The sequence below is a fragment of the Streptomyces tagetis genome (genome assembly GCF_018069565.1).
Classification (GTDB): Bacteria; Actinomycetota; Actinomycetes; order Streptomycetales; family Streptomycetaceae; genus Streptomyces; species Streptomyces tagetis.
The window spans coordinates 549,277-567,879 of record NZ_JAGPNL010000001.1 but is presented as its reverse complement, the minus strand read 5'-3'; the positions used below and the strand labels follow the sequence as shown (position 1 = coordinate 567,879).

14 protein-coding genes and 1 pseudogene are annotated in these 18,603 nt (G+C 74.5%); 10 read left to right on the top strand and 5 right to left on the bottom strand.

What is annotated here, in order from left to right:
• The first annotated feature begins 31 nt into the window (after positions 1–31).
• The 7 genes from cysC to J5Y05_RS02390 all read left to right on the top strand — a co-directional run bounded on the left by cysC (position 32) and on the right by J5Y05_RS02390 (position 6,692).
• Positions 32–568: an adenylyl-sulfate kinase gene (cysC, locus tag J5Y05_RS02425; protein ID WP_210869629.1), complete on the top strand. Its 537-nt coding sequence runs from the start codon at positions 32–34 to the stop codon at positions 566–568.
• Positions 565–1,512, top strand: a complete 948-nt coding sequence (gene cysD / locus J5Y05_RS02420; protein ID WP_210868055.1) for a sulfate adenylyltransferase subunit CysD — start codon at positions 565–567, stop codon at positions 1,510–1,512. The genes cysC and cysD overlap by 4 nt, the downstream gene beginning before the upstream one ends.
• 2 nt (positions 1,513–1,514) lie before the next feature.
• Positions 1,515–2,867: a sulfate adenylyltransferase subunit 1 gene (locus J5Y05_RS02415; protein WP_210868054.1), complete on the top strand. Its 1,353-nt coding sequence runs from the start codon at positions 1,515–1,517 to the stop codon at positions 2,865–2,867.
• Positions 2,868–3,106: 239 nt separating this feature from the next.
• The gene (locus J5Y05_RS02405; RefSeq protein ID WP_210868052.1) at positions 3,107–4,210 is read left to right on the top strand and encodes an aliphatic sulfonate ABC transporter substrate-binding protein; all 1,104 of its coding nucleotides are present in this window, start codon (positions 3,107–3,109) and stop codon (positions 4,208–4,210) included.
• 36 nt (positions 4,211–4,246) lie between these two features.
• Entirely contained in the window at positions 4,247–5,059 is an 813-nt protein-coding gene (locus J5Y05_RS02400; RefSeq protein WP_210868051.1) for an ABC transporter ATP-binding protein, read from the top strand.
• On the top strand, positions 5,046–5,942 hold the full coding sequence (locus J5Y05_RS02395) for an ABC transporter permease (RefSeq protein ID WP_210868050.1): 897 nt from the start codon (positions 5,046–5,048) through the stop codon (positions 5,940–5,942). Before J5Y05_RS02400 ends, J5Y05_RS02395 begins: the two co-directional genes overlap by 14 nt.
• A 6-nt stretch (positions 5,943–5,948) precedes the next feature.
• On the top strand, positions 5,949–6,692 hold the full coding sequence (locus tag J5Y05_RS02390; protein WP_210868049.1) for a sirohydrochlorin chelatase: 744 nt from the start codon (positions 5,949–5,951) through the stop codon (positions 6,690–6,692).
• A 67-nt stretch (positions 6,693–6,759) separates the two neighbouring features.
• Here the strand turns inward: J5Y05_RS02390 and J5Y05_RS02385 are convergent, their stop codons facing one another.
• A complete protein-coding gene (locus J5Y05_RS02385) occupies positions 6,760–7,308 on the bottom strand; it encodes a DUF1697 domain-containing protein (protein WP_210868048.1) in 549 nt (182 codons plus the stop codon).
• Between the two features lie 222 nt (positions 7,309–7,530).
• Positions 7,531–8,770 (bottom strand): annotated as a pseudogene (mgt, locus tag J5Y05_RS02380) (macrolide-inactivating glycosyltransferase).
• Positions 8,771–8,988: 218 nt separating this feature from the next.
• Here mgt and J5Y05_RS02375 point away from each other — a divergent pair.
• Positions 8,989–9,852, top strand: coding sequence for a phosphotransferase enzyme family protein (locus J5Y05_RS02375; protein ID WP_210868046.1), 864 nt, complete (start codon positions 8,989–8,991; stop codon positions 9,850–9,852).
• Between the two features lie 76 nt (positions 9,853–9,928).
• Here the strand turns inward: J5Y05_RS02375 and J5Y05_RS02370 are convergent, their stop codons facing one another.
• Together J5Y05_RS02370 and J5Y05_RS02365 are read right to left on the bottom strand one after the other, a co-directional pair.
• Positions 9,929–10,657: a 3'-5' exonuclease gene (locus tag J5Y05_RS02370; protein WP_210868045.1), complete on the bottom strand. Its 729-nt coding sequence runs from the start codon at positions 10,655–10,657 to the stop codon at positions 9,929–9,931.
• A gap of 106 nt (positions 10,658–10,763) precedes the next feature.
• Positions 10,764–12,011: a DUF5919 domain-containing protein gene (locus J5Y05_RS02365; RefSeq protein WP_210868044.1), complete on the bottom strand. Its 1,248-nt coding sequence runs from the start codon at positions 12,009–12,011 to the stop codon at positions 10,764–10,766.
• 396 nt (positions 12,012–12,407) lie between these two features.
• Between J5Y05_RS02365 and glgX the strand changes: the two genes are divergently transcribed.
• Positions 12,408–14,591, top strand: coding sequence for a glycogen debranching protein GlgX (gene glgX, locus J5Y05_RS02360; protein ID WP_210868043.1), 2,184 nt, complete (start codon positions 12,408–12,410; stop codon positions 14,589–14,591).
• 114 nt (positions 14,592–14,705) lie between these two features.
• On the top strand, positions 14,706–17,093 hold the full coding sequence (treY, locus tag J5Y05_RS02355) for a malto-oligosyltrehalose synthase (RefSeq protein WP_210868042.1): 2,388 nt from the start codon (positions 14,706–14,708) through the stop codon (positions 17,091–17,093).
• 43 nt (positions 17,094–17,136) lie between these two features.
• Here the strand turns inward: treY and J5Y05_RS02350 are convergent, their stop codons facing one another.
• The gene (locus J5Y05_RS02350) at positions 17,137–18,420 is read right to left on the bottom strand and encodes a M14 family zinc carboxypeptidase (RefSeq protein ID WP_210868041.1); all 1,284 of its coding nucleotides are present in this window, start codon (positions 18,418–18,420) and stop codon (positions 17,137–17,139) included.
• Between the last annotated feature and the right edge of the window lie 183 nt (positions 18,421–18,603).

The window sequence follows — 18,603 nt, the reverse complement described above, 5'->3', positions numbered from 1 at the left end:
GACGACCACCCCCGACATCCTGGAGACTGACGTGACGACCGGAGCCACCGTCTGGCTCACGGGTCTGCCGAGCGCCGGCAAGACCACCATCGCGTACGAGCTGGCCGCCCGGCTGCGCGAGGAGGGCCGCCGCGTCGAGGTGCTCGACGGCGACGAGATCCGCGAGTTCCTCTCCGCGGGCCTCGGCTTCGGCCGCGAGGACCGGCACACCAACGTGCAGCGCATCGGCTTCGTCGCCGAACTGCTCGCCCGCAACGGCGTCACGGCGCTGGTCCCGGTGATCGCCCCGTACGCGGACAGCCGGGACGCCGTCCGCAAGCGCCACGAGGAGAACGGCACCGCCTACCTGGAGGTGTACGTCGCCACCCCCGTCGAGGTCTGCTCGGTGCGGGACGTGAAGGGCCTGTACGCCAAGCAGGCCGCGGGCGAGCTGACGGGGCTCACCGGCGTCGACGACCCCTACGAGGAGCCCGTCGCGCCCGACCTGCGCATCGCGTCGCAGGACCAGACCGTCCGGGAATCCGCCGCCGCGGTGTACGCCCTGCTCAGCGAAAGGGGAGTGGCATGACGACGACCGTGCCGACGGTCAAGGGGGGCGAGGGCGCCGCCGGCAGCCCCTACGCCCTCTCCCACCTGGACGCCCTGGAGTCCGAGGCGGTGCACATCCTGCGCGAGGTGGCGGGCGAGTTCGAACGGCCGGTGATCCTCTTCTCCGGCGGCAAGGACTCCATCGTCATGCTGCACCTGGCGCTCAAGGCGTTCGCCCCCGCCGCCGTGCCGTTCTCGCTGCTGCACGTCGACACCGGGCACAACTTCCCCGAGGTGCTGGCCTACCGGGACCGCGCGGTGGAGCGGCACGGGCTGCGGCTGCACGTCGCCTCCGTGCAGGAGTACATCGACCGCGGCACGCTCAAGGAGCGCCCGGACGGCACCCGCAACCCGCTCCAGACGGTGCCGCTGACCGAGAAGATCCGCGAGGAGCGCTTCGACGCGGTCTTCGGCGGCGGGCGCCGCGACGAGGAGAAGGCCCGCGCCAAGGAACGGGTCTTCTCGCTGCGCGACGAGTTCTCCCAGTGGGACCCGCGCCGCCAGCGCCCCGAGCTGTGGAACCTGTACAACGGCCGGCACTCCCCGGGCGAGCACGTGCGCGTCTTCCCGCTCTCCAACTGGACCGAGCTGGACGTGTGGCAGTACATCGCCCGCGAGGACATCGAACTCCCCGCGATCTACTACGCCCACGAGCGGGAGGTCTTCGCCCGCTCCGGCATGTGGCTGACCGCCGGCGACTGGGGCGGTCCGAGGGACGGCGAGACGGTGGAGAAGCGGCGCGTGCGCTACCGCACCGTCGGCGACATGTCCTGCACCGGCGCGGTCGACTCCGACGCCGACACCATCGACAAGGTGATCGCCGAGATCGCCGCCTCCCGGCTCACCGAACGCGGCGCCACCCGGGCCGACGACAAGCTCTCCGAGGCCGCGATGGAAGACCGCAAGCGCGAGGGGTACTTCTAGCCATGACCCGCACCACCGAACCCGCCGAGCCGCTGTCGGCCGAACCGCTGTCGTCGACCACGCTGCTGCGGTTCGCTACCGCCGGCTCCGTCGACGACGGCAAGTCCACCCTCGTCGGCCGGCTGCTGCACGACTCCAAGTCGGTCCTCGCCGACCAGTTGGAGGCCGTCGAGCGGGCCTCCGCGAGCCGCGGCCAGGACGCCCCCGACCTGGCGCTGCTCACCGACGGGCTGCGCGCCGAGCGCGAGCAGGGCATCACCATCGACGTGGCCTACCGGTACTTCGCCACGCCGCGGCGCCGGTTCATCCTCGCCGACACCCCGGGCCACGTGCAGTACACCCGCAACATGGTCACCGGCGCCTCCACGGCCGAGCTGACGGTGATCCTGGTCGACGCCCGCAACGGGGTCGTCGAGCAGACCCGGCGCCACGCCGCGATCGCCGCGCTGCTGCGGGTGCCGCACGTGGTCCTCGCCGTCAACAAGATGGACCTGGTGGAGTACCGGGAGTCCGTCTTCGCCGCCATCGCCGAGGAGTTCACGGCGTACGCGGGAGAACTGGGCATCCCCGAGGTCACCGCGATCCCGATATCGGCGCTCGCCGGCGACAACGTGGTGGAGCCGTCCGCCCACATGGACTGGTACGGCGGCCCGACCGTGCTGGAGCACCTGGAGACCGTCCCGGTCAGCCACGACCTGGCGCACTGCCACGCCCGGCTGCCGGTGCAGTACGTGATCCGCCCGCAGACCGCCGAGCACCCCGACTACCGGGGCTACGCGGGCCAGATCGCCGCCGGCAGCTTCCGCGTCGGCGACCCGGTCACCGTCCTGCCCTCGGGCCGCACGACCCGGCTGGCCGGCATCGACCTGCTGGGCGAGCCGGTGGACGTCGCCTGGACCCCGCAGTCGGTGACGCTGCTGCTGGAGGACGACATCGACGTCTCGCGCGGCGACCTGATCGTGCCCAGCGCGGACGCCCCCGCCACCACGCAGGACGTCGAGGCCACCGTCTGCCACGTCGCCGACCAGCCGCTCGGCCTCGGACAGCGGGTGCTGCTCAAGCACGGCACCCGCACGGTCAAGGCGATCGTCAAGGAGATCCCGTCCCGGCTCGCCCTGGACGACCTCTCCCTGCACCCGCACCCCGGACAGCTCGCCGCCAACGACATCGGCCGGGTACGCATCCGCACCGCCGAGCCGCTGCCCGCCGACGAGTACGCCGACTCGCGGCGCACCGGGTCGTTCATCCTGATCGACCCGCACGACGGCACCACGCTCACCGCGGGCATGGTCGGCGCCTCCCTGACCGCGCGGCCGGCGCCCCAGGCGTCCGACGAGGACGGATGGGACTTCTGACCATGGCATCCCTGGACGTGTACGGCACCTTCGCCAAGGAGGGCGGCCGGGTGGGCAGCGGCGTGCTCGGCAGCGGGCAGGGCGGAGTGACGCGATGTGCGGGGTGACGTACGCGCACCGCCCGCGCGCCCGCACCCCCCACCCGCACCACCGCAGCCCCGCCGATCCCCCGGCCACGACCTGACCGCACCGACGGACCGTCAGGCGTGAGCGCCGGGCCACCGAGAGGAACACCTCCCGTGCCTGCCACCACCGCCCTGCGCCGTACCCTCGCGGCCCTGGCCGCCCTTCCCCTGCTCACCCTCGCGGCCTGCGGCTACGGCTCCCAGGCGAAGGACGACGACACGGCACAGGTCGCCGCGGGCGCCGAGAAGACCGACGGGCTGGACTCCGTCCGGATCGGCTACTTCGGCAACATCACCCACGCCACCGCCCTGGTCGGCCGGCAGAAGGGCTTCTTCCAGAAGGAGCTGGGCGGCACCAAGGCCACCTACGCCACCTTCAACGCGGGCCCCTCCGAGATCGAGGCGCTCAACTCCGGCTCCATCGACATCGGCTGGATCGGCCCGTCCCCGGCGATCAACGGCTACACCAAGTCGGGCGGCAAGAACCTGCGGATCATCGGCGGTTCGGCCTCCGGCGGGGTGAAGCTGGTGGTGAACCCCGAGAAGATCCGGTCGGCCAAGGACATCAAGGGCAAGCGGATCGCCACCCCGCAGCTCGGCAACACCCAGGACGTCGCCTTCCTCAACTGGGTGGCGGAGCAGGGCTGGAAGGTCGACGCGCAGAGCGGCCGGGGCGACGTGACGGTGGTCCGCAGCGACAACAAGGTCACCCCCGACGCCTACAAGTCCGGCTCGCTGGACGGGGCCTGGGTGCCGGAGCCGACCGCGTCCCGGCTGGTCGCCGAGGGCGGCAAGGTGCTGCTGGACGAGGCCGACCTGTGGCCGGACAAGAAGTTCGTGATCACGAACATCATCGTGTCGCAGAAGTTCCTCAAGGAGCACCCGAAGGCGGTCGAGGCCGTGCTGCGCGCCTCGGTCGACGCCAACGAGTGGATCACCGACCACCCGGACGAGGCCAAGGCCGCCGCGAACAAGCAGTTGGCGGCCGACACCGGCAAGGCGCTGCCGGCCGGGGTGCTCGACCCGGCGTGGGAGTCGATCCGGCTCACCGACGACCCGCTGGCGGCGACGCTGGACGCCCAGGCGGCGCACGCCGTGAAGGCGGGCCTGCTCGACAAGCCCGACCTCCGGGGCATCTACGACCTCACGCTGCTCAACAAGGTCCGCAAGGCCAAGGGCGAGCCCGCGGTCGACGACGCCGGTCTCGGCATCGGCTGAGCCCGCACACCCGACCCGTCCCAGGAGGTGACGACCATGGCCACGACCCTCGCCACGGCCGCCGACGACACCGCGGTGGCCGCCCACGCCGCCCGGATCGAGCACGTCTCGAAGTCGTTCGCGGGCCCTGCCGGAACGCAACTGGTGCTCGACGACATCACCCTCGACGTCGGGCCCGGCGAGTTCGTCACCCTCCTGGGGGCCTCCGGGTGCGGCAAGTCCACGCTGCTCAACCTGGTCGCCGGACTGGACCGGCCCAGCTCCGGCGCGATCACGACCGACGGGCGCCCGGCGCTGATGTTCCAGGAGCACGCCCTGTTCCCGTGGCTGACCGCGGGCAAGAACATCGAACTGGCGCTCCGGCTGCGGGGCGTGCCCAAGGCCGAGCGGCGCGGCAAGGCCGAGGAACTGCTCGACCTGGTCCGGCTCGGCGGCGCGTACGGCAAGCGGGTGCACGAGCTGTCCGGGGGGATGCGGCAGCGGGTGGCGATGGCCCGCGCGCTGGCGCAGGAGAGCCGGCTGCTGCTGATGGACGAGCCGTTCGCGGCGCTGGACGCGATCACCCGGGACGTGCTGCACGACGAGCTGACCCGGATCTGGCGGACCGCGAACGAGGACGCTCCGGCCACGGGCGGGCTGTCGGTGCTGTTCGTCACCCACAACGTGCGCGAGGCCGTGCGCCTGGCCGACCGCGTGGTCCTGCTGTCCTCCCGGCCGGGGCGCGTGGCGCGCGAGTGGACGGTCGGCATCCCGCATCCGCGCCGCATCGAGGACACCGCCGTGGCGGAGCTGTCCGTCGAGATCACCGAAGAACTGCGTGGGGAGATCCGCCGCCATGGCCAGCACTGACACGACGCCCGCCGCGCGGGACGGCGGCGACCTCGCCGGACTGGAGGCGGGGCTCGACGCGCTGGAGACGGTGCCCGAGGGCCGTACGCCGCTGCGCCGGACCCTGCTCGACAAGGTGCTGCCGCCGGTCCTCGCGGTCCTGCTGGTGCTGGCCGTGTGGCAGGCGCTGGTCTCCTTCCGGATCGTCGACGACCCGTCCCGGCTGCCCGCCCCGCTGGACGTGTGGGACGTGGTGCGGCGCTCCTGGCTCCAGGGCGAACTGCTCGGCTACATCTGGACCAGCGTCTCGCGCGGTCTGCTCGGCTTCTGCTTCGCGCTGCTGATCGGCACCCCGCTGGGGCTGCTGGTGGCGCGGGTGCGGTTCGTGCGGGCGGCGCTCGGGCCGATCCTCTCCGGGCTCCAGTCGCTGCCGTCGGTGGCGTGGGTGCCGCCGGCCGTGATCTGGCTGGGCCTGAACAACTCGATGATGTACGCGGTCATCCTGCTCGGCGCGGTGCCGTCGATCGCCAACGGGCTGGTCTCCGGCGTCGACCAGGTGCCGCCGCTCTTCCTGCGGGCCGGGCGCACGCTGGGCGCGACGGGGCTGAAGGGCACCTGGCACATCGTGCTGCCGGCGGCGCTGCCCGGGTACGTGGCGGGGCTGAAGCAGGGCTGGGCGTTCTCCTGGCGGTCGCTGATGGCCGCCGAGATCATCGCCTCCTTCCCCGATCTCGGGGTGGGGCTCGGGCAGTTGCTGGAGAACGGGCGCAACGCCAGTGACATGGCGATGGTGTTCGAGGCGATCCTGCTCATCCTGGTCGTCGGCATCGCCATCGACCTGCTGATCTTCAGTCCGCTGGAGCGGTGGGTGCTGCGCAGCCGCGGGCTGCTGGTGAGGAGCTGAGCCGCCGTGCGCCGTCCGGTCCTCGTCGTCATCGCCCACGGCAGCCGTGATCCGCGGCACGCCGCGACCGTGCGCGCCCTGATCCGCCGGGTGCGGGCGCTGCGCCCGGGTCTGCGGGTGGAGACCGGCTTCCTGGACTTCAACCTGCCGTCCGCGGCCGGGGTGCTGGAGTCCCTGGCGGCGGAGGGGGTGCGGGACGTCATCGCCCTGCCGCTGCTGCTGACCCGGGCCTTCCACGCCAAGGCGGACATCCCGGCGGTCCTCGCCGAGGCGCCGGCGCGACTGCGCGTGCGGCGGGCCGAGGTGCTCGGGCCGTCGCCGCTGCTGGTGTCGGCGCTGGAGCGGCGTCTGTACGAGGCGGGCCTGACGCCCGCCGACAAGTCCTCGACCGGGGTCGTGCTGGCCTCGGCGGGGTCCACCGACCCGGAGGCGATCGCGGTGATCGCAGAAATCGCGCGGGAGTGGCGGCACACCGGCTGGTGCGCCGTGCGGCCCGCGTTCGCCTCCGCTTCCCTTCCCCGGACCGAGGACGCGGTCCGGGAGCTGCGGGAGCTGGGCTGCCCGCGGGTGGCCGTCGCCCCGTACGTGCTGGCCCCCGGTTTCCTGCCGGACCGCATCGCGCGGGGCGCGGCGGAGGCGGACGTCCTCGCGGACGTGCTGGGCCCGGCACCGGAGGTGGCCCGGCTCCTCCTGACGCGCTACGACGCGGCCCGGCTGCGGGAGCGAGTCCCGGCCACGCTGGGCGCCTGACACGGCTGCCTCGCGGGCACCGGCACGGCGGCCACCGGGCACGGCTGTCCCTGGGCCCGAACCCGGCCTAGGGTGCGGTCAGTTCGGTCAGTTTGACGACGGTGTTCCAGTTGCGGCTGGTGGCGATCAGGCCCTTGGTCACGCGGGGCCGGGCGAGGACGTCGGCGAGCCGGGAGCGGCCGAGGCCGTCCGGTGCGTACAGGTAGAGGGCGCGGTCGCCGAGGCGGAACTCCTCCGGGAGGTGGGCGGCCCGGTCGATGGCGGCGTAGCGCCCGGCGTCGACGGGCCCGGAGTAGTAGGTGACGTGCAGTTGGCGGGCCTCCAGGGTGGCGGCCGGGAACGGGCAGTCCTCGACGACGGAGCGCAGGTAGGCGTGGTCGCGCACGATGACGTCGACCGGGAAGCCGAAGCGTTCCTCAAGGGCATGTGCCAGGTCGGCGGCGAGCGACTCCTCGTCCCCGTGGGCCGCGGCGAAGACGGCCTGGCCGCTCTGGAGGTGGGTGCGGACGTCCGTGTGCCCGAGGTCCGTCAGGAGCGCGCGCAGGTCGGCCATGGGGACCTTCCGGCCGCCGCCCACGTTGATCCCGCGCAGGAGCGCCGCGTACCTCGTCGTCATGCGTCCCAGCCTAGGGGGACGGGCCCATTCGCCGGCGCGGAACGTGCGCGTGGCCCGGCCGTCGTGCCCCGTGGGGGTCGGCACGACGGCCGGAGCCGCGGGCCACTCTCGTCCATCGGGGGCCGCCGGTTCAACCGCTGGGCACGCGTGTGACGCATGCGACAGCCGTGCCGGGGCGCGGCCCTGGCCGGACCCCGGCGGAGGCGGCCCCCGAAGGCGCGGTCAGCCCCGCGCCGCCGCCAGCCCGGCCTCGATCAGGTCGGCCGCGCGGGGCGTGCCGCCCTCCCGGGCCATCCCGTCGCGGACCTCCGCCAGGCGCCGGGCCACCTCCGGGTCGCCGAGCAGGCCGAGGGCGGCGGTGCGCAGGGCCCCGGCGGTGGCCTCCTCGGTGGACAGGCGCCGGGCGACTCCCAGCCCCTCCAGCATGTCGGCGTTGCCGAACTGGTCGACGGCCTGCGGTACGGCGATCATCGGCGTGGCGGTGGCCAGCCCCTCCTGGCTGCCGCCGGCGCCCGCGTGGGTGACGAAGAGGTCGGCCTGCCGGAGCACCGCGAGCTGCGGGACCCAGGAGCGCACCTCCACGGAGTCGGGCACCTCCCCCAGTTCCCCGGCGGTGACGTGCCGGCCGACCTGGAGCACCGTGTGCCAGCCGGGCAGTCCGGCGAAGGCGCGGACGCACTCCCGGTAGAAGGCGGGCTGCCGGGTGAAGGAGGAGCCGAGGGAGACGAGGACGACCTTGTCGGCGCCGGCCGGGCGCCGCCAGTCGCCCTCCCCGGAGCGGTCGCCCTGGCAGGCGCCGACGAAGCTGTGCACGCTCTCGTCGACCCGGTCGGCGTGCGGCTGGAGCACCTTCGGGATCAGCACCAGGGAGCGGGCGGGACGGCCGACGAACGGGTCGGGGTGCTCGGTGATCCCGTTCTCCTCCAGCCAGGCGTGGAAGCGCGCGTAGTACGCCCGGCCGCGCTCGGTGGTCAGCGGCTCGGCCCACATCGGCTCGCCGACCTCCTTCTCGTACCCCTCCCAGGCGACCAGGTTCGGTGAGAGGGAGACGGCGGGCACGCCCCAGCGGTGGGCGAGGACGCGGGCCGGGTAGGAGGTGATGTCGTGCAGGACGAGGTCCGGGGTGTCCCCCTCGTAGGCGGCGACGAGCTGCGGGAGCGCCTGGATCGCGTCGGCGAGGAAGGGCTCCACGTTGTCGAGCAGGGTGGTGCCCCAGGCGGAGGGGTCCGCGTCGGGGCCGGGCAGGGTGCTGTTCCACAGCCGGGGCTCGGCACCGGTCTCGGCGACCTTCTCGGCGAAGTGCGGCGGGATCGCGTAGGTCACCCGGTGGCCCCGCGCGACGAGTTCGCGGATCACCTCCAGGCTGGGGTTCACATGGCCGTGGGCGGCGACGGAGAACATGGCGATGTGCGCGGGACTGGTCATGCGGACGACCCTAGGCGAGACGAGACGTCTCGTGCAAAAGACTTTCCGCACCCGCCCGCACGTCCGCACGTCCGCCCTCCGGCCCTGACCCCGGCGCTGAGGGGGCACCGCGCACACGGCCCCACCTGTGCGAATGGGAGACTGACCGGTGGATGGCGGACACCGGGCGCCCCGCGCGCCCGGAGCCACGGGCCGTCCCCCGCCGGCACGCCGTCGACGGAGAAGCGGCCGAGGACGGACACGGAGGACGGACGGATGGACGAGGCACGGGCCCGGGAGGTGCTGGACGCGGCCGGGGTGCTGCCCGGCCCGGCGCGGGAGGCGAGGCTGCTCGCGCTGGGCGAGAACGCGGTGTTCGCCGCGGGCGGCCTCGCGGTCAAGGTGGGCCGGGACGCGGAGCTGCTGGAGCGCGCCCGACGCGAGCTGGCCATCGCGGTGTGGCTGGAGGAGGCCGGGGTGCCCGCGGTGCGGGCGGCCGAGCCGAAGGCGCTCTTCGTCGACGGGCACCCGGTGACCCTGTGGCACCGGCTCCCCGACTCCGTACGGCCGGCCGAGCCCCACGACGTGGCCGCGCTGCTGCGGCTGGTGCACGCCCTGCCCGCGCCGGACTTCCCGCTGCCGCCGCGCGACCTGCTGGCCGGCGTGGAGCGGTGGCTGCGGCTCGCGGGCGACGTGGTCGACCCGGCGGACGCGGCCTACCTGCGGCGGCGCCGGGACGGTTTCGCGCAGGCCGCCGCCGCGCTCACCCCTCACCTGCCGCCCGGCCCCATCCACGGCGACGCGCTCCCCCGCAATGTGCACGTGGGTCCCGACGGGCCGGTCCTGGTGGACCTGGAGACCTTCTCCACCGACCTGCGCGAGCACGACCTCGTCGTCATGGCGCTGAGCCGGGACCGCTACGGGCTGCCCGCCGGGGCGTACGACTCGTTCACCGAGACCTACGGCTGGGACGTGCGCGCCTGGGACGGCTGCGCGGTGCTGCGGGGCGCCCGGGAGACGGCGAGCTGCGCGTGGGTGGCGCAGCACGCGCCGAGCAATCCCAAGGCGCTGGCGGAGTTCCGGCGCCGGGTGGCCTCCCTGCGGGACGGGGACACGACGGTGCGGTGGTACCCCTTCTGAGCCTGAGCGGCGCCTCGCGGCGGCACGGCGGCGGCGCCCCGCTGGGTGGGCGCGGCGGCGCCCCGGGCCGGCCGGATCAGACGCGCGCGCCGGTGTCCGCCGCCTCGCGCAGCGGCCAGGCCCCGTCGACGACGGCCGTGGGGTCGCCCTTGCGGCGCAGGTACCCCTGGAAGTCCGCCGCCCACTCGGCGCACCACCGGATCTGACGGCGGTGCAGCTCCGCCGGGGCGAGGGCGGCGACCTTGGGGTGGCGGACGGCTATCGCCGTGGCGAGCCGGGCCGCGGCGAGCGCGTCGGCCCCCGCGTCGTGGGCCGCGTCCAGCTCCACCCCGTACTCGGCGCAGACCGCCTCCAGGTTCCGCTTGCCGCGGCGGTACCGGTCGACGGAGCGGTCGATGACGTACGGGTCGACGACCGGGGCCGGATCGCGTCCGCCCAGGCGCTCGCGCAGCGACGGCAGCCCGTACCGGCGCAGTTCGGCACAGAGCAGGGTCAGGTCGAAGGCGGCGTTGTACGCGACGACCGGGACGCCCGCCTTCCAGTGGTCGGCGAGCACGCTCGCCACGGCGTCGGCGACCCGGTCGGCGGGGCGGCCCTCGGCCGTCGCGCGCTCGTTGCTCACGCCGTGCACGGCGACGGCGTCGGCCGGTATCTCCACGCCCGGGTCGGCCAGCCACTCCCGGCGTCCGGCCGGCGTGCCGTCGCGGACCTCGATCACGGCGGCCGTGACGATGCGCGCCTCGTGCGGGTCGGTGCCCGTCGTCTCCAGGTCGAAGCCAATCAGCGGCTCCCGGTGCCAGCCCATGGGCGGTCCCCCTCCTCGGTGATGCGTCCCCCTAGTGGTTCCCACCTTCGCACGCGGCACTGACAACGCCGGGCGGCGCCTTTCGCCGCCGGCCCGGGGCGGGAGCTCAGGACACCGGGCGCGAATCCGCCCACATCAGCTCGAACTCCTCGCGGTACGTGGGGAAGAGGCCCGCTTCGTCCAGGGGGTCCGCTTTGACGACCTTTCCGCCGTTGCGCCCGTTGCGCAGGACCATCACCGGCGTCTCGATCCCCCGGGTGCGGGCCAGGTAGGACTGGACCACGGCGATGCCGTCGGAGCCGTCGCCGTCGACGAGGTAGGCGGTGAAGCGGGGGGTCTCGTCGAAGACCTGGATCTCGAAGGCGCCCGGGTCCCGCAGCCGCGAGCGCACCCGGCGCATGTGCAGGATGTTCATCTCCACGGCACGGCTCAGCTCGCCCCGTTTGACGCCGAGTTCACGCTCGCGGCGCTTGACGGCGCTGGAGGCCGGGTTGAGGAAGAGCAGCCGCACCCGGCCGCCGGCCTCGGCCAGCCGCACCAGCCGGCGCCCGGAGAAGTTCTGCACGAGCAGGTTGAGGCCGATGCCGAGGGCGTCCAGCCGGCGGGCGCCGCCGAAGATGTCCTCGGCCGGGAACTGGCGCAGCAGCCGGACCCGGTCGGGATGGACGGCGACCACGTCGGCGTAGCGGTCGCCGACCAGGTCCTCGACCGCGTCGAGGGGCAGCCGGTGCGCGGAGGGCACGTCGTTGCCCGCGCCGAGCACGTCCAGCAGCCGCGCCGAGGCCCGTTCGGCCTGGCGCAGGACCGCCTCGGACAGGGCCCGGTTGCGGGAGACGACGTTGCGGGTGACCTCCAGCTCGTCCAGGGCGAGCTCCACGTCGCGGCGCTCGTCGACGTAGGGCTCGAAGCAGGGCCAGTGCTGGACCATCAGCTCCCGCAACTGCGGCAGTGTGAGGAAGCTGAGCACGTTGTCGTCGGCGGGGTCGAGGAGGTAGCCCTTGCGGCGGCTGACCTCGCGGACGGCGACCGCGCGCTGCACCCACTCCTGGCCGGCGGGACCTGCGGCGGCGACCACCCACTCGTCGCCGTGGACGGGTTCGTAGACGGGCCGGAGCACGGCGGCCACGACCGTGCGCAGCCGCTGTTCGACGAGGTTCAGCCAGATGTAGGCGCGGCCGGCCCGCTGTGCCCGGGTGCGCACCTCGTGCCAGTCCTCGGCGCCCCAGTCCAGTTCCGGGCCGATGGCGCCCACGCTCATCGGCCGCGCCAGGGAGACCGCGCCGGGCCGGACGTCCGGGGAGCCCCCCTCGCGCCCCTCGTCACCAGGGGGCAGTTCCAGCCCTCCCGAGCCCACCCGCGCACCGCCTTCCGCTCCCCGGCTCTCCCGGGGCACCACCTGTCTCAACGATCAAGGAAGGGTACTCCGGGAGCGGTGCGCGGTGCAGCCCGATGGACAGGCTCGTCGCCCCAACGAGCGTGATCCACCGGGCCGTTCCGGCCTGGGACGGCCGTGGGAGTGAGCGGATTCATAACGCGTTCACAGCGCGCGGACCGTCCACGCCCCCGGGCCGGGCCGCCGGGGGCGCGTCGCGCGGGCGCCCGCTCCCGGAGCACGGCGCGCGGGGGGCCGAAGGGGCGCGGCGCGGACCAGGGCGCCCCGGGCGCGCGCACGGGTGGCGGGAGCGACTTTCGGGGAGACTCGGAGCCAGGGCGCCCGCACCGGCGGCGCACACCTGGGAGAGTCGTGTCCATGCAGGTCTGGCCTGGAGAGGCGTATCCGCTCGGCGCCACGTACGACGGCGCCGGAACCAACTTCGCGGTCTTCACGGAGGCCGCCGACCGAGTGGAGCTGTGTCTGCTCGACGACGACGGCTCGGAGACCTCCGTCGAGCTGCGGGAGAGCGACGCGTTCGTCCGGCACGCCTATGTGCCCGGCGTGATGCCGGGCCGGCGCTACGGCTACCGCGTGCACGGCCCGTACGCCCCGGAGCGCGGGCTGCGCTGCAACTCCGCGAAGCTGCTCCTGGACCCGTACGCGCGGGCGATCAGCGGGGCCGTCCGGTGGGGCGAGGAGGTCTACGGCTACCACTTCGGCCAACCCGAACGGCGCAACGACCTCGACTCGGCCCCGCACACCATGACGTCGGTCGTGGTGAACCCGTACTTCGACTGGGGCGACGACCGCCTCCCCCGGACGGAGTACCACCACACGGTGATCTACGAGGCGCACGTCAAGGGCCTGACGATGCGGCACCCGGCGCTGCCGAAGGAGCTGCGGGGCACCTACGCGGCCCTCGCGCACCCGGCGGTCCTCGAACACCTGGTCACCCTCGGCGTCACGGCGCTGGAGCTGATGCCGGTCCACCAGTTCGTCAACGACCACCGGCTGGCCGACATGGGCCTGGGCAACTACTGGGGCTACAACACGATCGGCTTCTTCGCCCCGCACAACGCCTACGCCTCCTGGGGCGACCGCGGCCAGCAGGTGCTGGAGTTCAAGTCGGCGGTGAAGGCGCTGCACGAGGCGGGGATCGAGGTGATCCTCGACGTGGTCTACAACCACACCGCCGAGGGCAACCACCTGGGCCCGACGCTGTCCCTCAAGGGCCTCGACAACCCGTCGTACTACCGGCTCACGGACGACCGCCGCTACTACATGGACACGACCGGCACGGGCAACTCACTGCTCATGCGATCCCCGCACGTCCTCCAGATGATCATGGATTCGCTGCGGTACTGGGTCACCGAGATGCACGTCGACGGGTTCCGCTTCGACCTGGCGGCCACGCTGGCCCGGCAGTTCCACGAGGTGGACCGGCTCTCGTCCTTCTTCGACCTCGTGCAGCAGGACCCGGTGGTCTCGCAGGTCAAGCTGATCGCCGAGCCGTGGGACCTGGGCGAGGGCGGCTACCAGGTGGGCAACTTCCCGCCACTGTGGACCGAGTGGAACGGCAAGTACCGGGACACGGTGCGCGATCTGTGGCGCGGTGAGCAGCGCACCCTCGCGGAGTTCGCCTCGCGGCTGACCGGCTCCTCCGACCTGTACCAGAACGACGGGCGGCGCCCGCTGGCCTCCATCAACTTCGTCACCTGCCACGACGGCTTCACCCTGCGCGATCTGGTCTCCTACGAGCACAAGCGCAACGAGGCCAACGGCGAGGACAACCGGGACGGCGAGAACCACAACCGGACCTGGAACTGCGGCGCCGAGGGCGAGAGCGACGATCCGCGGGTGCGCGCGTTGCGCGGGCGCCAGATGCGGAACATCATCGCCACCCTGCTGCTCTCCCAGGGCGTGCCGATGATCAGCCACGGCGACGAGTTCGGCCGCACCCAGCGCGGCAACAACAACGCCTACTGCCAGGACAACGAGCTGGCCTGGGTGGCCTGGCCCGGCGCCGACGACGACGGCGACGACAGCGGCGGCAGCAGCAGCGGCAGCGGCAGCGGCAGCGGCAGCGACGAGGGGGCCGCGGACACCGACCTGCTGGAGTTCACCCGCGCGATGGTGTGGCTGCGCAAGGACCACCCGGTCTTCCGCCGCCGCCGCTTCTTCCACGGGCGGCCGGTGGAGGGCACCCACGACGAGCTGTCGGACATCGCCTGGTTCACCCCCGAGGGCACGGAGATGACCCAGCGGGACTGGACCTCGGCACGGGCCTCGGCGCTCACCGTCTTCCTCAACGGCAACGCGATCTCCGAGCCGGGACCGCGCGGCGAACGGGTCCTCGACGACTCCTTCCTGCTGATGTTCAACGCCTCCCCGAAGGCCCTCGACTTCGTGGTGCCCCTCGACCACGGCCGCCAGTGGGAGCTGGTGGTCGACACCGCCCGCCCCGAGGTCATGGCCGAGGGCACGGTGACGAAGGTGAAGGCCGGGGACCGGCTGACCCTGACCGACCGCAGCCTCGCCGTCCTCCGCCGCCCCGCCTAGCCCCGCGCGCCCCCGCGCACGCCTGTGCGCCCATGCGCCCGTACGCCCGTACGCCCGTACGCCCGTAAAGGGGGCCTGTGAGACGAAACGGGGCGGGCCGGGTACGTACCGGTCATGACGCCTGAGCGACCCCGCCCGCCGGTACCCGCGACCCCCACGGCCACCTACCGGCTCCAGCTCCAGCCGGCCTTCCCCTTCGCCGCCGCGGCGGCGGCCGTGCCGTACCTGGCCTCGCTCGGCGTGTCGCACCTGCACCTCTCCCCCGTCCTGGAGTCGGTCCCCGGCTCGGCGCACGGCTACGACGTCGTGGACCACGGGCGCGTACGCGGAGAACTGGGCGGCGAGGAGGGGCTGCGGGCACTGGCGCGCACCGCGCGCGAGCACGGGCTCGGCCTGGTGGTGGACATCGTGCCGAACCACATGGCGATGTCCCCGCGCCACAACCGCGCCCTGTGGGAGGTGCTGCGCGAGGGGCCCGGGTCGCCGTACGCGCGCTGGTTCGACATCGACTGGGAGGCGCAGGGCGGGCAGGTGCTGCTGCCGGTGCTCGGCGCACCCCTCGGCGAGGTGCTGGAGGGGATGCGGGCCGAGGACGGCGTGCTGCGCCACGGGGAGCAGGTCTTCCCGCTCCGGGAGGGCACCGAGCACCTGCCGCTGCCCGAGCTGCTGGACGCCCAGTGGTACCGCCCGGTGTGGTGGCGGCTGGCCCGCACCGAGCTGAACTACCGGCGGTTCTTCAGTATCTCCGAGCTGATCGGGGTGCGGGTGGAGGACCCGGAGGTCTTCGAGGCGACCCACGCCACCGTCCTGCGGCTGCTGCGCGAGGGCGTGGTCGACGGGCTGCGGATCGACCACCCGGACGGGCTCGCCGACCCCGGCGGCTACCTGCGGCGGCTGCACGAGGCGACCGGCGGCCGGTGGACGGTGGTGGAGAAGATCCTCGCGGACGGGGAGCGGCTGCCGGCCGACTGGCCCGTCGCCGGCACCACCGGGTACGAGGCCCTGCGCCACGTCGACGCGCTCTTCACCGACCCGGACGGCGCCCGCGAACTCCTCGCCGCCTACCGCGACTTCGCCGACCCTCCGGCGGACCTGGGCGGCGACTGGGCGGCGACGGTGCGGCGTTCGGCGTACGAGGTGCTCGCGCACGAGCTGGCCGCCGAGACGGAGCGGCTGACCCGGGTGGCGCACCGGCTGTGCGCCTCCTCGCCCCTGGCCGCGCTGCGCGACCGGGCGCCGTGGGCGCTGCGCACCGCCCTGCGCGAGCTGCTGGTCCGCATGGAGGTCTACCGGCCCTACACGCCCGCCGACGCGGCCAGGGTGGTCACCGAGCGTGCGGTGGCCGAGGCGCGGCACGCCTTCACGGTGGCGCAGGAGGCGGGCGCGGTGGACGCGGTCCGGGACCTGCTGACCGGACGGGCCGGGCAGGGGCCGGAACACGAGGAGTTCCGGGCCCGGTTCGCGCAGACCTCCTCCGCGCTGCGCGCCAAGTCGGTGGAGGACCGGGCCTTCTACCGCTACGTGCCGCTGCTGTCGGCCGGGGAGGTCGGCGGCGACCCGGGGCGGCCCGCGCTGCCGCCCGGGGAGTTCCACGCCTTCTGCGCCGGCCTCCAGCGGGAGCGGCCCGCGGCGGGGACGGTGCTCTCCACGCACGACACCAAGCGCAGCGCCGACGTACGGGCCGCGCTCGCCGTGCTCGCCCAGTGCCCCGGGGCCTGGGCCGAGGTGGTGGCGAAGGCGTCGGCCGAGGCTCCGCGGGCGCCGGACGCCCCGCTGGCCTGGGCGGCGTGGCAGACGGTGTTCGGACTCGGCCCGGCCGACGGCGACCGGGTGCGCGAGGCGCTGCTGAAGCACGTCCGCGAGGCGGGCCTGCACACCACCTGGACGGAGCGGGGACCGGAGTACGAGGAGGCGGTGACGCGCTTCCTGGCGGCGGGGCCGTGCGGTGTGCCGGGCGAGCGGGTGGCCGCCTTCCGGGAGGCGCTGGAGCCGCACATCCGGGCCCACGTCCTCGGCACGGCCCTGGTCCACCTGACGATGCCGGGCGTGCCGGACCTCTACCAGGGCACGGAGGGCGAGTACCGGGCGCTGGTGGACCCGGACAACCGGGCCCCCGCGAGCTTCCCGCCCGTCGCCGGCACCGGGGAGAAGGGGGCGGTGACCCGGGCCGCGCTGGCGCTGCGCTCCCGCCGGCCCGGGGTCTTCGGCGAGGGCGCGGCGTACACGCCGCTGGCGGCCGAGGGCCCGGCGGCGGAACACTGCGTGGCCTTCGTCCGCACCGGGGCGGTGCTGACCGCCGTGACCCGGCTGTCGCTGCGGCTGGCGGAGGCGGGCGGCTGGCGCGGCACGGAGCTGGCGCTGCCGCCCGGCCGCTGGGCCGACGTCCTGGCCCCCGGCCGCGTCCACACCGGCCGGGTCCGGGTGGCCGACCTCTTCCGGGACCTCCCCGTCGCCCTGCTGGAGCGCGAGGGGGAGCCGGGGACGGCGGACGCGGGCCGCTGAGGAGGCCGGGCGCCGCGGACGCGGGCCGCTGAGGAGGCGCGCGTCAGCCCGAGGGCAGCAGACCGCGCGGGGCGTGCCGGGCGGCGGCCAGCTCGAAGGCGGCGAGGACGACCCGGGTCTGGTACTCCGCCTGCCGGGCCACCGGTATCCAGCGGGCCCCGAAGCCCTCGCGGTAGTCGGCGCACCAGGCGTCGAGGAGCCGGTCCAGCTCGGGCAGCGCGTCCGCCGGATCGCGCCCGGCGCGGGTCACCACCTGGTGCAGGAGGCCCGCCGTCCGCAGCGCCAGCCGCCGCCCGGCGATGCGCAGGGTGGCCAGGTGGGCGGTGCTCATCGGCGGCAGGGGGCGGCCCGTGCCGTCGTCGGTGTCCGGGTCCCAGGCGTCGGCGAGCCGGGGGCAGACGAGGAGGTAGTCGTCGACCGGCGCCAGCAGCCGGGCCGCGTCGGGGCCCGCCGCGTGCGGCCGGACCCGGCCGAGGAGCCGGCGCAGCCGCCGCGTGTCGTGGCGCAGCGTACGGCTCACCGCGCGCAGCACCGCGTCCGCGTCGGCCGGGGCCGAACCGTCGCCGACGGCGGCCACGCCCCACATGGGCGCCTCCACCACCGCCGTGACGGTGCCGTGGCGGCGGGGGTGGCACCAGGTCGAGTCGACGGCGGCCTCGGTGATGGCGGCGGTCAGGTCGCCGGAGCGGGGCGGCGGTATCCGGTAGACGGCGGGTCCGAGGCCGGGCCAGTACAGGGCGTCGTAGGCGCCGAGTTCGCGGGGGATGCCGAGGCGGGTCGCGGCGTGGGCCATCCGCCGGGCGAGGCCGGGCAGTTCGTCGGTGACCTCGGCGAAGCCGCCGCCGACGTCGACGCCGTGCAGGGAGCACTGGAGGAAGGGGCGCAGCTCGTCCTGGAGGGCGAGCAGGGCGCGGGTCTCGGGGAGCGTGGCGCGGTCGGGGCCGTCGGGCAGCCACTCGGGCTGTTCCAGGAAGCCGGGCCGGAAGAAGTTCCGGGCGTAGCGCCCGAGGGTGTACGGGCCCGTCAGCCACCCCTCGTTGTGGCGCAGTCCGTCGGGGTCGGCGCTGAGCAGCAGGTTCCAGGTGGCGTCGGCGTCCTCGGTGAGCCGGGGGTCGGCCAGGGCGCGTTCGGCCAGGCGCAGGACGGTGGCGCCGCCGACGGGTTCGTTGGCGTGCGGTCCGGCGACGACGAGGGCCTGGCGCCCGCCCCGGCCGACGGAGAGCAGGAGCAGCGGGGTGCCGGCGCGGGAGGTGCCGACGCGGCGCAGCCGGGCCCGGCCGGGGTGGCGGGCGGCGAGTGCGGCGGCGTGGGCGCCCAGTTCGTCCACGGTCGGGTAGCGCAGGAGGGGCGGCAGGACACACCTCCACGAATCGGGACGCCGGGTCACGGGGCGTGCGCGGTGTACGCACAGTCAGTCACGCCCGGGGGTGTACGTCAACACCCGGAATGGCAAAGGGGCGTGGGCCCCGCGACCCCGCCCCGGCGCTCCCCGGCCCGGTCCCGCCGGCCC